A 14,128-nucleotide genomic window follows, 5' to 3' on the forward strand; every position below is an offset into this window, starting at 1 on the left:
CATGTACCAATCAAATTTATACGAGGTATTTCTTTGCGCTCTCAAGTTTCCTCTCCAATCGTTGTCGCGCTCGACTATGACAATACAGAAGCGGCCCTGGCTATGGCAGACCAGCTTGATCCGGCCCTTTGCCGGGTAAAAGTAGGTAAAGAGCTTTTTACCATTGCTGGTCCCGATGTGGTTCGGGCTCTTGTAGAGCGAGGTTTTGAGGTTTTTCTCGATTTAAAGTTTCACGATATTCCAAATACTGTGGCCTCTGCTGTGAAGGCCGCAGCGCACCTGGGTGTCTGGATGGTCAATGTACATGCCAGTGGCGGTGAGCGCATGATGAGAGCGGCCTCTGAAGCTCTTGAAGAGTTTGGCGATAGTAAGCCACTACTAATCGGGGTAACTGTATTAACAAGCACCACTCCAGAGGAGCTGAAAGCCGCGGGAGTTGAAAAATCACTAAAAGATCATGTCGTGGGTTTGGCAGAGAAGGCCAAAGCCTGCGGTCTTGATGGGGTTGTGTGTTCTGCACGTGAAGCGAGCGCTCTTAAGCTGGCCTGTGGGCCGGAGTTTGCCTTGGTGACTCCCGGTATTCGCCCGGCTGGGAGTGATGCTGGGGATCAGCGCCGCACATTGACACCTTCTGAAGCTATTGCGGAAGGTTCTGACTATCTCGTTATTGGGCGCCCGATAACCGCATCTGCAAATCCGCTAGAGGCACTACAGGGTATTTTGACCGAAGTTTCAGGTAAGTAAGCTTTGATTACTTTGGTCGTATGTGATGTGGTGTAATTAGTACTAAGTAAGTTTGAGCTCGGCGCGTAGTTATCATGGTGCGGCTTGGGGAAGTATTGGCAGTCCCAATGTGAAACAAAAAACACTTTCACTTGGAGTCAATCATGACAAACTTTCGTGTATTACTTTCTGCTGTATTTGTACTAACTTTTGCACTTTGTCAGCCGGTGATGGTTTTTGCAGATGATGGAGAGGTTGAAGCTGCAAAACAATTGATATTAGAGGTTAATATAAACAGTGCATCAGTCGTTGAGCTGGCTGAAAAGCTGGATGGCATAGGGGAAGCTCGGGCGCAGTTAATCATAGAGTATCGTGAGAAACATGGCCCCTTTACTTCTATTGATCAGTTGTTGAATGTAAAGGGTATCGGCGCGACGACACTTAAGAAAAACAAGGAGAGGATTCGCCTTTAGTATTTGGAAAGCTGTCCATTATTAGCTATTGCCGGGCATTCAACTGGTGCCCAGTTGGGCCCGGTTTTAATTTGGGTGCGCTAGCAGGTCAGGCCTTTTACTTCGGGTTTAAGGGTTGTGTCCTGATGCTTTCCTTGGGCTTCGCTACCATGTAGTTTGCTTAGTCCTTTCTACGGCGTATCGATAGAATATTGTAAATTGTATTGGTGGTAGGCGTTAGCAGCGCCTATTGATGGGTTGGCTGCTTCCTGTTGTGTGTGTAATTGTTATCCGCTATTGCTTGTGGTTGTATCAATGCCTCTAATATAGCGGGTCGTCCGTAGGGGTTGTGGGGCAATTCATCGTGTTCATAACCCTCGCCAGAGTAAAGTATCCTTCTCGGTGTGAGTCTTTGATATCTTTTTCTGGGTTTTTATCACCCGGTGATCATGTGCGTTGCCGAGCCGAAGATTGCCTTGTACCAAAAGCCCTTCAGGTTTTACTTGGCGAGTTGCGTCAGGCCTGTTTGCGGCACTATTGCGAAGAGATCCACCGAATCTTGCGTGAGGCAGTCGGGGATTATTCGCCAAGGCAGAGTTTGGTGGATATGGCCTGGGCGCAGCGGCGTCAGGATTCTCCGCCTGAGAGCAAGGCGCCGGTTAAGCGACTTCATGAGGTGGCTAGGGCTTGCTGATGGTCAGGTCTGCGAATCGCCCTGGCGGTAGCTGGAGCTTTAATTGAGGGATAAGATTTTCAGTTTACAGTAAAGAAAAAACCCCACACAGTTTTTGTACCGTGTGGGGTTTTTGTTTGGCTCCGCCTGCTGGGCTCGAACCAGCGACCCAATGATTAACAGTCATTTGCTCTACCAACTGAGCTAAGGCGGAATTTAATCTAATTTGTATAGCGCAAATTAAGCTGCGCTTAGAAATTTGGCTCCGCCTGCTGGGCTCGAACCAGCGACCCAATGATTAACAGTCATTTGCTCTACCAACTGAGCTAAGGCGGAATTTCTTAACGGCTGTGCCGTCGAGATGGCGCGTATATTATAGAGCACTTTTCGGCAGGTCAACTCTTTTTTTCGATTTAACTAATTGATTTGTCAGGAAATTATTTGTTCGATTTGTACGCAAAAAGATATCGGGTAATAGCGGGAGAGGTGAGGTGTGACAGGTCTTTCGGGTTTGTGGGGTCTTTGAGGAGGGCCTACAATCGCATTCTGTTTTTTGGATTGATGGTTGGGTGAGTGTATGGAGTCGCGTCCGTTCAAGGTAGAGAGTAGCTACAGCCCGGCCGGCGATCAGCCGGTGGCAATTGAGCAGTTGGCAGAAGGGATTAATGATGGCCTTAGCCATCAGACATTGCTGGGGGTCACCGGGTCGGGCAAGACTTTCACTATGGCCAACATTATTGAGCGCCTGCAGCGTCCGGCGATAGTGATGGCTCACAACAAGACGCTGGCTGCCCAGCTTTACGGTGAGTTCAAAGAGTTCTTCCCCAAGAATGCTGTAGAGTACTTCGTCTCCTACTATGACTACTATCAGCCCGAAGCTTACGTGCCATCCTCGGATACGTTTATAGAGAAGGATGCGTCGGTAAACGAGCATATTGAGCAGATGCGCCTTTCCGCCACCAAAGCCCTGATTGAGCGGCGAGACGTGGTAGTGGTTGCTACAGTGTCAGCTATTTATGGTTTGGGAGACCCGGATAAGTACCTCAAGATGGTACTGCACCTGGATCGTGGTGACCTGGTCGATCAACGTACAATTCTGCGCCGACTGGCGGAGCTGCAATACACTCGTAACGATGCCGACTTCCGCCGTGCGACCTACCGTGTACGCGGCGATATCATCGATATCTACCCGGCAGATTCCGATATGGAAGCGGTGCGCCTCTCCTTGTTTGATGAGGAGATTGAAGATATTACCCTGTTTGACCCCCTTACTGGTGAACAGCTCAAGAAGGTTCCCCGGGTCACTATCTTCCCGAAGTCTCACTATGTAACCCCTCGGGAAACCATCGTCAGTGCTATTGATCACATCAAGGAAGAGCTGCGGGTGCGCCTTGATCAGTTGCGCGGTAACAATAAATTACTGGAAGCCCAGCGGCTGGATCAGCGCACCCGGTATGACCTGGAGATGATGCAGGAGCTGGGTTACTGCAATGGCGTAGAGAACTATTCCCGCTACCTGTCCGGGCGTGATGCCGGCCAGCCGCCACCCACATTGTTTGATTATTTGCCCCATGATTCCCTGCTGTTTATTGATGAAAGCCATGTAACCGTCCCGCAGATTGGCGGCATGTACCGGGGGGATCGCTCGCGTAAAGAGACCCTGGTGGAATACGGTTTCCGCCTCCCCTCCGCCCTGGATAACCGCCCCCTGAAGTTTGAAGAGTGGGAGCACCTGGCTCCGCAGACGGTATTTGTCTCGGCGACACCGGGGCCCTACGAGGGTGATCACGCAGGGCAGGTGGTCGAGCAGGTAGTGCGGCCAACCGGGCTTGTTGACCCAGAGGTGGAGATTCGCCCGGCCCAAACCCAGGTGGATGATGCCCTGTCAGAGATTCACCGCTGCGCAGATGCAGACCAGCGAGTCCTTATTACCGTGCTGACCAAGCGAATGGCCGAGGATTTGACTGAGTATCTGGCTGAGAATGGGGTGCGTGTACGCTACCTGCATTCTGATATTGATACCGTAGAGCGGGTAGAGATTATTCGGGATCTTCGTATCGGTGAATTTGATGTATTGGTGGGTATTAACCTTCTGCGAGAAGGTCTGGATATGCCTGAAGTAGCGCTGGTAGCCATCTTTGATGCAGATAAGGAAGGCTTTCTGCGTTCAGATCGCTCGTTGATCCAGACTATTGGCCGCGCGGCGCGTAACCTTGAGGGGCGGGCTATTCTATATGCGGATAAGGTGACAGGCTCTATGGAGCGGGCTCTTGAGGAGACCCGCCGCCGCCGTGAGAAGCAGCTCGCCTTTAACCAAGAGCATGGCATTACCCCCAAAGGGATTCGCAAAAGTGTGGCGGACATTCTTGAAGGAGCTGTGGCGCCCGGCGTACCGAAAAGCAAGCGTAAGGTGGCCGAAGGGAAGGGTGCTTATAAAGTTGATGCCAAGCCGTTGTCTGACAAGCAGCGCTGGGCGCGAATCAGTGAGCTTGAAGAGCAGATGTACGAGCACGCCAAGAACCTGGAGTTTGAATCCGCAGCCAAATTGCGCGATGAGATCTCCCGTCTGAAGGAGGCGGAATAGGTGAATGCCGGGCTGTATTCTGCAATCGGCTCAGCCCGATTTGCAGGGTTCACGGCCTTAATTTTAATCACACAAAAGTTCAGTAAGTTGTTGAAAACACTGAAAAGCGGTGCTAAAGTTCGCGCTCTTCGCAGCACTGGGTTCCCCCGCTGCAGAGTTTTAGACCCGTAGCTCAGTTGGTTAGAGCGCTGCCTTGACATGGCAGAGGTCAGCGGTTCAAATCCGCTCGGGTCTACCATCTATAAAGGATGGCTGGCCCATCCGGATCAATAGTTCCATGAACGATTTCATGGATAGTTTCATGCGGTCTTTGGTAGGGATCGCCACTGAGAGAAAGGACATACAATGCTCGTTGTTACTCTCCCCGACGGTTCCCGTCGAGAATTTTCCGCCCCGGTTTCCGTACACGATGTTGCTGCAGATATCGGTCCAGGTTTGGCCAAAGCTGCACTTGCCGGTGTAGTTGACGGCAAAGAAGTTGATACCAGCTACATCATCGATCGCGATGTAAATCTGGCTATCATCACAGATCGTCAGCCGGAAGGCCTGGAAGTGATCCGTCACTCCGCCGCACACCTGCTGGCACAGGCAGTAAAGCAGTTGTACCCCACTGCCCAGGTCACTATTGGCCCGGTTATTGAAGATGGGTTCTACTACGACTTCGCCTACGAGCGTCAGTTTACGCCAGAGGATCTCGAGAAGATCGAAGAGCGAATGGAAGTGCTGGTCAAGGAAAATATTCCGGTTACCCGCCGCTTGATGCCCCGTAAAGAAGCGGTGAAATATTTCCGCGATATGGGCGAAGAGTACAAGGCTGAGATTATCGACAGCATTCCCAGCGATGAAGATATCTCTTTATATCGCCAGGGTGATTTCGAAGATCTGTGCCGCGGACCACACGTGCCCTCCACTGGAAGGCTGAAAGCCTTCAAATTAACCAAAGTGGCCGGTGCCTACTGGCGCGGTGACTCCAACAATGAAATGTTGACCCGTGTTTACGGCACCGCCTGGGCCAACAAAAAAGAATTGAAGGCTTACCTGCGTCGTATTGAAGAGGCAGAGAAGCGCGACCACCGCAAGCTGGCCAAGAAATATGACCTCTTCCATATCCAGGAAGAGGCACCCGGCATGGTGTTCTGGCATCCGAACGGCTGGACTATTTACAGCACTATCGAGCAATACATGCGTCGTCGCCAGCGCGAATTCGGCTACAAAGAAATCAAAACCCCGCAGCTGGTGGATTTCAGCCTGTGGCGCAAGTCCGGTCATGCGGACAAATTTGCCGATGACATGTTCACCCTCACCAGTGAGGAGCGTCAGTTCGCCATCAAACCGATGAACTGCCCCTGTCATGTACAGGTGTTCAATCAGGGCCTGCGCAGCTATCGCGACCTGCCGCTGCGCCTGGCGGAGTTTGGTTCCTGTCACCGCAGCGAGCCCTCCGGTTCCCTGCATGGCCTGATGCGCGTGCGCGGTTTTGTACAGGATGATGGCCATATCTTCTGTAGTGAAGATCAGATCCAGTCAGAGGTTTCTGACTTTATGGATCTGCTGCACTCCGTGTACAAAGACTTCGGCTTTAATGATGTTATTTACCGTCTCTCCACTCGCCCGGAGAAGCGTGTAGGTTCCGATGAAAGCTGGGATAAGGCGGAGAAAGCCCTGGCCGATGCGCTGGATGCCGCGGGCCTGCCCTGGGAAGAGCTGCCGGGTGAAGGCGCCTTCTACGGACCCAAGATTGAATTCTCCCTGAAAGACTGTCTCGGCCGTGTATGGCAGTGCGGCACCATTCAGGTGGACTTCTCTATGCCGGGCCGTCTGGATGCACAATATGTTGCTGAAGATGGTTCGCGCCAGTCGCCGGTAATGTTGCACCGCGCAGCCCTGGGTTCCTTCGAGCGCTTTATCGGAATTCTGATTGAACACTACGAAGGTGCATTCCCCACCTGGCTGGCACCGCAGCAGGTGGCGATCATGAATATCACCGATCGCCAGGCTGATTATTGTCGCGATTTGCAAGCCCGCCTGAGTGAGCAGCAATACCGCGCCACAGCTGACTTGAGAAACGAGAAGATCGGCTTTAAAATCCGCGAGCACACGCTTCAGCGTGTTCCTTATCTGCTGGTGATCGGCGATAAGGAAGTGGAAAGTCAGACTGTGGCTGTTCGCACCCGTAGCGGTGAAGATCTGGGAGCTATGACGTATGAGTCATTCCTTGAGATCCTTGAGCAGGACGTTAGTCGTCGCGGTCGTTTGACAGAAGATAATGCATAACAACTTGGCAACTGGGAGACCATAGCTATTAAACGAGACACTAAGGGACGGTCCAAAAAGGCCCGCATAAATGATCAGATTGAAGCGTCAGAACTCCGCCTGATAGGTGCTGATGGCGAGCAGGTGGGCATTGTCTCCCTGGAGGAGGCGCTCGAGGCTGCGCAACAGGCCAGCCTGGATCTCGTTGAAATTGCCCCGGACTCCACGCCGATAGTCTGTAAGATCATGGACTATGGCAAGCACGTATTCGAGGCCAAGAAAGCCAAGAATGCCGCCAAGAAGAAACAGAAGCAGCAACAGATCAAGGAAATGAAATTCCGCCCGGGCACCGATATCGGTGACTACCAGATCAAGCTGCGCAATCTCGTCCGCTTCCTGGAAGCGGGTGACAAAGCCAAAGTATCCCTGCGCTTCCGTGGCCGTGAAATGGCCCACCAGGAGCTGGGTATGGAAATGATGCAGCGCATCGAGAAGGACCTGGAAGAGCTGGCCATTGTAGAGCAGCGACCCAAAATGGAAGGTCGCCAGATGCTGATGGTTCTTGCTCCTAGCAAAAAGAAAAAGTGAGGTTTGGGGAAGTCATTCCCGAGGTCTCCTTTTGAGAAGTGGTTGGGCGACGGCTGCCTCCCCACTCTCGCAGTGCCGATAACCCCGGTTATCGGCAGTTACTAAAGGTGCCTGTTTTACAGGCGATTATTCACTTTGGAGTACAAAATGCCGAAAGCAAAGACTCATAGTGGCGCTGCCAAGCGCTTCAAGAAGACGGCTGCGGGCTACAAGCACAAGCACGCTAACAAGAGCCACATCCTCACCAAGATGACCACCAAGCGTAAGCGTCAGCTGCGTGGCACCCAGACTATGAACAAGTCTGATGCCGGTCTGGTCGATCGTATGTTGCGCGCCAAGTAATTGGTCCAAATCGCAAAGGTTTAAGAGGATAGAAGTATGGCCCGTGTTAAACGTGGTGTAGAGGCGCGTCGTCGTCACAAGAAGATTCTGAAGCAGGCTAAAGGTTACTACGGTGCGCGTTCTCGCGTATTCCGCGTTGCCAAGCAGGCAGTTATTAAAGCTGGTCAGTATGCATACCGTGACCGTCGCGTTAAGAAGCGTAACTTCCGCGCTCTGTGGATTACCCGTATTAACGCCCAGTCCCGTGCAGAAGGCCTGAGCTACAGCCGCCTGATCGCAGGTCTGAAGAAAGCGGACATCGCACTGGATCGCCGTGTACTGGCTGATCTGGCTGTTTACGATAAAGCCGCTTTTGCTGCCGTAGTTGAAAAAGCTAAGGCAGCCCTGGCAGCGTAAGCTGTCACTTCAGTTGTAAAACTGAATACTTAAAATAGGGAAGGGCTGTAGCGGCCCTTCCCTATTTTTTTATGGGGTTTCCGCTATTTTTTACCGGTGGCGGTACCTGGGGTAGACCCCTCCGGTGCAGAGAGCACCGGCCGAACAAAGCAGAAAAAATTAATCGAAGTTGGATTCAAACGGGAACAGTTCGATGCAAGATTTGCAGTCCCTCACCGAGCAGGCAATGGAGCTGGTGGAGAAGGCCGACGGCCTCGCCGCACTGGATCAGGTGCGTGTTGATTACCTGGGCAAAAAGGGCCAGCTGACGGCACTGCTGAAAGGCCTGGGTAAGCTGTCTGCTGAGGAGCGCCCGGCGGCGGGTGCCAAGATCAACGAAGCCAAGCAGCAGGTTCAGGAAAAAATTAACGCGCGGCGCAATAGGCTGGAACAAGAGGCCATCAATGCCAAGCTGGCGGAAGAGACCATAGATGTCACCCTGCCGGGGCGCGGTGAAGAGCAGGGCAATGCTCACCCGATTACCCGCACCTTAAAGCGCGTAGAAGAATTCTTTGCCGGTATCGGATTTTCTGTTGAGAACGGCCCGGAGGTCGAACAGGACTACTACAACTTCGAAGCACTGAATATTCCCGCGCACCACCCAGCGCGCGCGATGCACGACACTTTTTATGTGGACCCAACCACCGTACTGAGAACCCACACCTCCTCAGTGCAGATCCGCACCATGGAGAAAAAGTCTCCGCCGCTGCGTATTATCTGCCCGGGCCGCGTATACCGCTGTGATTCCGATGTCACCCACTCGCCCATGTTCCACCAGGTGGAAGGCCTGGTAATCGGCGAGAACATCAGCTTCGCCCACCTGAAAGGCACCATCGACCAGTTCCTGCGCGCCTTCTTCGAAGCGGAAGTACCGGTGCGTTTCCGTCCGTCTTACTTCCCGTTCACCGAGCCTTCTGCAGAAGCGGATATCCAATGTACCGCCTGTGGTGGTGAAGGTTGCCGCGTGTGTTCCGGCACTGGCTGGCTGGAAATTCTCGGCTGCGGCATGGTGCACCCGAACGTCTTTGCCGCCTGTGATATCGACAGTGAAAAATACTCCGGCTTTGCCTTCGGTATTGGTATCGAGCGCCTCGCCATGCTGCGCTACGGCGTTAACGACCTGCGCTTGTTCTTCGATAACGATCTGCGCTTCTTGAAACAGTTCTAAGCCAAGTGAGAGCGCGAATGGCTCAGGCTGTTCGCATCAGCAATCGAATTGTGGAGGCCTGAGCGGCGAAAAGGCCCCAGGCAAAATGCGCACAGAGCTGCGCTGACGGAATACAGAAAGAGATCAACTATGAAAATCAGCAACTCCTGGTTGCGGGAATGGGTAAACCCGGAACTCACCACGCAGGAACTGGCCGATCAAATCACCATGGCCGGCCTGGAAGTGGATGGCATAGAAAAAGTAGCGGGTGATTTTTCCGGAGTGGTGGTGGGTGAGATTATCGCCTGTGAACAACACCCCGATGCAGACAAACTGCGCGTGTGTAAAGTAGCCGGTCACCCTGAAGGTGAAATGCAAGTGGTGTGCGGTGCTCCCAACGCGCGTGTGGGTATCAAAATTCCTTTTGCCCTGGTAGGCGCCAAGCTGCCGGGCGATTTTAAAATCAAGAAAGCCAAGCTGCGCGGTGTAGAGAGCTTTGGCATGCTCTGCGCACAGACTGAACTGGAACTGGGCGAAGACAACGACGGTATCTGGGAACTGCCGGAAGACGCCCCCACCGGCACCGACCTGCGTGAATACCTGCAGCTGGACGACGAGACCATCGAAGTGGATCTCACCCCGAACCGTTCCGACTGTCTCGGTGTTGCCGGTATTGCCCGCGAAGTGGGCGTGCTGAACCGCTGCGCCGTTCAGGGCCCTGAAATTGCCCCGGTACCCCAGCAGATTGAAGAAAGCCTGCCAGTATCCCTGCTGGCGGAATCTGCCTGCCCACGCTATGTGGGCCGGGTAATTCGCAATATCGATATCAAAGCCCAGACGCCCCTGTGGATGCAGGAGCGCCTGCGCCGCAGCGGCCTGCGCAGCATCGACCCGGTAGTGGATGTCACCAACTACGTCCTGCTGGAACTCGGCCAACCCATGCACGCCTTTGACCTGGAGAAACTCTCCGGTGGTATCAAAGTGCGTATGGCTGAGCACGGTGAAGAACTGACTCTGCTGGATGGCCAGGAAGTAAAACTGCAGGAAGGCACCCTGGTTATTGCCGACGAGGAAAAGCCACTGGCCATGGCCGGTATTATGGGCGGCCTGGATTCCTCTGTTACCGAAGGTACCCAGCATATCTTTCTGGAGAGCGCCTTCTTCAATCCGCTGGCGATTGCCGGCAAGGCCCGCTCCTACGGCCTGCACACCGATTCCTCCCACCGCTATGAGCGCGGCGTGGACTACCACCTGCAAGAGAAAGCGGTTGAGCGCGCTACCCAGCTGCTGCTGGATATTGTTGGCGGCGAGCCCGGCCCAGTACATCTGCGCGAGCTGACTGAAACCATGCCCGCCGAGCGTCATATCACCCTGCGCCGCGCGCGGGTAGAGCAGGGCCTGGGTATTCAGCTGGCCGATGACGAAATCGTCGATATCCTCACCCGTCTGGGACTGGAAAAGATCGATCAGAATGATGAAGGCTGGACCTTCCTCGCACCCAGCTTCCGTTTCGATATCGCCATAGAAGCAGACCTGCTGGAAGAGCTGGCGCGTGTGTACGGCTACAACCGTATCCCCAGCGAAAGCTTTACCGCTGAACTGGAAATTGCCCCGCGCCCAGAGAGCATGGTTGCCCAGGACAACCTCGAGCAAACCCTGCTGAGCCGCGGCTACTACGAAGCGATCACCTTCAGCTTTATCGATAGCGACAACGCCGCCCTGTTTGATCCGGAAGCCGACCCGGTGGCCCTGCAAAACCCGATCAGTGCCGAACTGGCGGTTATGCGTACCACCTTGCTGCCAGGCCTCTGTAAAGCACTGCAATATAACCTCAACCGCCAGCAGAATCGTGTGCGCCTGTTTGAAACCGGCCTGCGTTTTGTACCTGGTGCCGAGCTGCACCAGGAGCAGATGATCGCGGGCCTGGCTTATGGCAACCGTTACGCAGAGAACTGGACGGGCAGTAAAGACAGTGTGGACTTCTACGATGTGAAAGCTGATGTGGAAGCCCTGCTGGCACGTACTGGCGCCGCCAATGAGTTCCGCTTTGTTGCCAGCCAGCACCCCGCACTGCACCCAGGCCAAACCGCCAAGATCATGCGTGGCGACCGCGAAGTAGGGGTTATTGGCGCTCTGCACCCTCAGCTGCAGAAGAAGCTGGATCTGTCCAAGCCCGCCTTCGTATTTGAGTTGAGCCTGGAAGCGATCGGAGAGGGCAAAGTGCCTGCATTCCGCCCGCTATCCAAGTTCCCGGAAGTGCGCCGCGACCTGGCTTTATTGATCGATGCCGATGTTCCTGCCGCCAGCTTGGTGGAAACCGCCGTCGAAGTAGCCGGCGAAACCTTGACCGACCTCAAAATATTTGATGTCTACCAGGGCAAAGGCATTGATTTAAATAGAAAAAGTGTCGCTTTGGGGTTGACCTTTCAGCATTCGTCGCGCACCCTTAATGACGACGAAATCAATGCCGCTATAGATGCGGTGGTCGGTAAACTAGAAGAAAAATATAACGCTAGTCTGCGCTAGCAGGGCATGATGCTCTCGGGTGCAGGCTGAATTGCACCCCGAGAGCGTCTGCTACCGGGTTGAAGCCGCCGCGGTTTGGGCCGCTTCCGATCTGGAGTCGACGCCTCTGAATCAATTGGTAGGATCCAATGACAGAGGCACTGACCAAGGCCGGGCTCGCCGAGAAACTGTACGAAGAGCTGGGCTTTAACAAGCGCGAAGCGAAAGAGATCGTCGAGTACTTCTTCGAGGAAATCCGCAATGCGCTGGAAAATAACGAGCAGGTCAAGCTCTCGGGCTTTGGCAATTTCGACCTGCGCGACAAAAGCCAGCGGCCAGGCCGTAACCCGAAAACCGGCGAAGAAATTCCCATCTCAGCCCGCAGGGTAGTTACCTTCAAACCAGGGCAAAAACTCAAGGCACGAGTAGAAGAATATGCTGGAACCGAGCAATAACGCTCAGCTACCTGCAATTCCTGGAAAGCGCTATTTCACCATTGGAGAGGTGAGTGAATTATGCGCCGTTAAACCCCATGTCCTGCGTTACTGGGAACAGGAATTCCCGCAGCTGAAGCCTGTAAAGCGCCGTGGTAATCGCCGTTATTACCAACATCAGGATGTCATCATGATCCGCCAGATTCGTGCGCTCCTGTACGAAGAGGGCTATACCATTGGAGGGGCCCGCCTGCAGATAGAGACCGGCAGCGAGCGGGCAGAGGTGGTACAACTACAGCAGGTACTGCCAGAAGTGATTGCAGAACTCAAAGATGTGGTGGCCCTGCTGGAAGGGGAAAATAATTTCTAAAATCACTAATCCGGGCTTGCAATCCACTGCTAGTCCGGTATGATTCACGCCACATCGGAACACGATGTCTTTAAAAATCAATCACTTAGCGAAGTGAGCGATTTTTCAAAATCGGAGCGTAGCGCAGCCTGGTAGCGCACCACACTGGGGGTGTGGTGGTCGTCGGTTCAAATCCGGCCGCTCCGACCATACATATCGTTGCATCGCAACGGCCAAGAAACCCGCTTTTTAGCGGGTTTTTTTGTGCTCATATCAAGCTGAAGTAAAGCCTTTTGTTATGAAGCTCGCTCAAAGTGCAATATAGGACTCTCAGCCTTGAGCTGCCTTCAATTGAGAAAGCCTGTGGGGGCTGAACGATGATCCGACTTTTATGAGTCGCATTCTGATAATTTTGCCCATTGTGGTTAATTTATCATGTCTCGCCAGTATGTAGCCTGATTACGTGTAGATAGAAGAAAAAATTGTTAATCTACTCTTAAACTTCATCCCAGAAAAACAAATATGTTAACTAACAAAGTTGCACACTGGCTAATGAGATCGGTCCCTGATTCTGGAATTAGTTCAATACCCGAAACTCTTGTTACCCTCGCAAGCGACATAGGGCTTGTCCGAACAGAGAACCAAGATCGACTTGCGATGTTGCGAGTCAATACAGATTCAGCCAGGACCCACCCTTTTATTGTTATTGCTCTGGCCGATGGTATGGGTGGTATGCGAGATGGTGCAGAGTGTGCCTCGCTTACATTAGCTTCTTTTTTTAATGCGCTTGTCCGCTATAGGCAGAAAACACCGAAAGAGAGATTAGCATTAGCTGCTGTCGAGGCGAATGAGGAAGTGTACAAATACCAACAAGGTAAAGGTGGTTCTACTCTATCGGCATTGTTACTAGACGGAGAAAGTAGAGCTTTCACCGTGAATGTCGGTGATAGTCGCATATATGCTGTTTCGCAAGAAGGGCACGAACCAAGCAGTATACGTTTAACTGTTGATGATTCACTTGAAGAAGCCGTGGGGGGGCATGGTAAGGAGCTTCTCCAATTTATAGGTATGGGGCAGGGTCTAATTCCACATACCTCCATTGTTAATAGGGATGTTGATAGGGTTGCTCTTACTTCTGATGGGGTTCACTTTATTAGTAGTGTTTTGCTTTCTGATGTATTACTCCATGCAAAGACCAGCAAAGAGCTTGCCGAACAGTTACTCACAGTGTCGAAATGGCGAGGTGCACCTGATAATGCCTCGGTAGCTTCCATTTTTATCAAGGAATTCCCAGGTCTTCCAATAAAAAAACCTGAAACGAGCGTTGAAATTTTAGATCCTTTTGGTTCTCTTCATATCATGTGGGCCAAACAGGACTTCCCTGATGCGAAAGAACTTGTTGCGGAAGATCAAGAGAGATTGCAGGTGCCTCAAGTTGAAGGAAAAGATCCTAAAATCAAAAACACTCCAGATGGGATGCTTAGGGAGCAGCTAAAAAAGCGTAGAAGAAATAAGGTAAGCGAGATCAAGGAGAAGGCAACACAGCTTAGCTTTGATGATGATCCGAAAGTAGAAATTGTTTTTGAACCGAATAGGGATAATGAAAAAGGAGATGGTTCGAAAGATGATAATTCCTAGTAGAT

Annotated in this window: 12 protein-coding genes and 4 tRNA genes; 14 read left to right on the forward strand and 2 right to left on the reverse strand. The window is 52.6% G+C overall.

Annotated elements, in window-relative coordinates:
* Positions 1–33 precede the first annotated feature (33 nt).
* Both pyrF and ABWV76_RS16420 read left to right on the forward strand, forming a co-directional pair.
* Positions 34–744 carry an orotidine-5'-phosphate decarboxylase gene (gene pyrF, locus ABWV76_RS16415; protein ID WP_353376620.1) on the forward strand — a complete coding sequence of 237 codons (711 nt, stop codon included), beginning with the start codon at positions 34–36 and terminating at the stop codon, positions 742–744.
* Positions 745–887: 143 nt separating this feature from the next.
* Positions 888–1,196 (forward strand): ComEA family DNA-binding protein, encoded by a 309-nt coding sequence (locus tag ABWV76_RS16420; protein ID WP_353376621.1) that lies wholly within the window; start codon positions 888–890, stop codon positions 1,194–1,196.
* A gap of 790 nt (positions 1,197–1,986) precedes the next feature.
* Here the strand turns inward: ABWV76_RS16420 and ABWV76_RS16425 are convergent.
* Both ABWV76_RS16425 and ABWV76_RS16430 read right to left on the reverse strand, forming a co-directional pair.
* A tRNA-Asn gene (locus tag ABWV76_RS16425) sits at positions 1,987–2,062 on the reverse strand.
* Positions 2,063–2,108: 46 nt separating this feature from the next.
* Positions 2,109–2,184 (reverse strand) — tRNA-Asn (locus tag ABWV76_RS16430).
* Between the two features lie 241 nt (positions 2,185–2,425).
* Between ABWV76_RS16430 and uvrB the strand changes: the two genes are divergently transcribed.
* The 12 genes from uvrB to ABWV76_RS16490 all read left to right on the forward strand — a co-directional run bounded on the left by uvrB (position 2,426) and on the right by ABWV76_RS16490 (position 14,123).
* Positions 2,426–4,432 (forward strand): excinuclease ABC subunit UvrB, encoded by a 2,007-nt coding sequence (gene uvrB, locus ABWV76_RS16435; RefSeq protein ID WP_353376622.1) that lies wholly within the window; start codon positions 2,426–2,428, stop codon positions 4,430–4,432.
* 161 nt (positions 4,433–4,593) lie between these two features.
* Positions 4,594–4,670, forward strand: a tRNA-Val gene (locus ABWV76_RS16440).
* A 107-nt stretch (positions 4,671–4,777) separates the two neighbouring features.
* Complete coding sequence (thrS, locus tag ABWV76_RS16445) at positions 4,778–6,706, forward strand: threonine--tRNA ligase (RefSeq protein ID WP_282952945.1); 1,929 nt, start codon at positions 4,778–4,780, stop codon at positions 6,704–6,706.
* A gap of 27 nt (positions 6,707–6,733) precedes the next feature.
* A complete protein-coding gene (gene infC, locus ABWV76_RS16450; protein ID WP_157533488.1) occupies positions 6,734–7,273 on the forward strand; it encodes a translation initiation factor IF-3 in 540 nt (179 codons plus the stop codon).
* A gap of 147 nt (positions 7,274–7,420) precedes the next feature.
* Positions 7,421–7,615 carry a 50S ribosomal protein L35 gene (rpmI, locus tag ABWV76_RS16455; RefSeq protein ID WP_020413351.1) on the forward strand — a complete coding sequence of 65 codons (195 nt, stop codon included), beginning with the start codon at positions 7,421–7,423 and terminating at the stop codon, positions 7,613–7,615.
* A 36-nt stretch (positions 7,616–7,651) separates the two neighbouring features.
* On the forward strand, positions 7,652–8,011 hold the full coding sequence (gene rplT, locus ABWV76_RS16460; protein WP_020413350.1) for a 50S ribosomal protein L20: 360 nt from the start codon (positions 7,652–7,654) through the stop codon (positions 8,009–8,011).
* Between the two features lie 193 nt (positions 8,012–8,204).
* On the forward strand, positions 8,205–9,218 hold the full coding sequence (gene pheS / locus ABWV76_RS16465) for a phenylalanine--tRNA ligase subunit alpha (RefSeq protein ID WP_020413349.1): 1,014 nt from the start codon (positions 8,205–8,207) through the stop codon (positions 9,216–9,218).
* 129 nt (positions 9,219–9,347) lie between these two features.
* Entirely contained in the window at positions 9,348–11,723 is a 2,376-nt protein-coding gene (gene pheT, locus ABWV76_RS16470; RefSeq protein ID WP_353376623.1) for a phenylalanine--tRNA ligase subunit beta, read from the forward strand.
* Positions 11,724–11,851: 128 nt separating this feature from the next.
* Positions 11,852–12,157: an integration host factor subunit alpha gene (ihfA, locus tag ABWV76_RS16475; protein ID WP_020413347.1), complete on the forward strand. Its 306-nt coding sequence runs from the start codon at positions 11,852–11,854 to the stop codon at positions 12,155–12,157.
* Entirely contained in the window at positions 12,138–12,506 is a 369-nt protein-coding gene (locus ABWV76_RS16480; protein ID WP_020413346.1) for a MerR family transcriptional regulator, read from the forward strand. The genes ihfA and ABWV76_RS16480 overlap by 20 nt, the downstream gene beginning before the upstream one ends.
* Before the next feature lie 112 nt (positions 12,507–12,618).
* Positions 12,619–12,695, forward strand: a tRNA-Pro gene (locus tag ABWV76_RS16485).
* A gap of 342 nt (positions 12,696–13,037) precedes the next feature.
* Positions 13,038–14,123 (forward strand): PP2C family protein-serine/threonine phosphatase, encoded by a 1,086-nt coding sequence (locus ABWV76_RS16490; RefSeq protein ID WP_353376756.1) that lies wholly within the window; start codon positions 13,038–13,040, stop codon positions 14,121–14,123.
* Positions 14,124–14,128: the final 5 nt, after the last annotated feature.

This window comes from Microbulbifer sp. NBRC 101763 (genome assembly GCF_040371615.1).
GTDB classification, from domain to species: Bacteria; Pseudomonadota; Gammaproteobacteria; order Pseudomonadales; family Cellvibrionaceae; genus Microbulbifer; species Microbulbifer variabilis.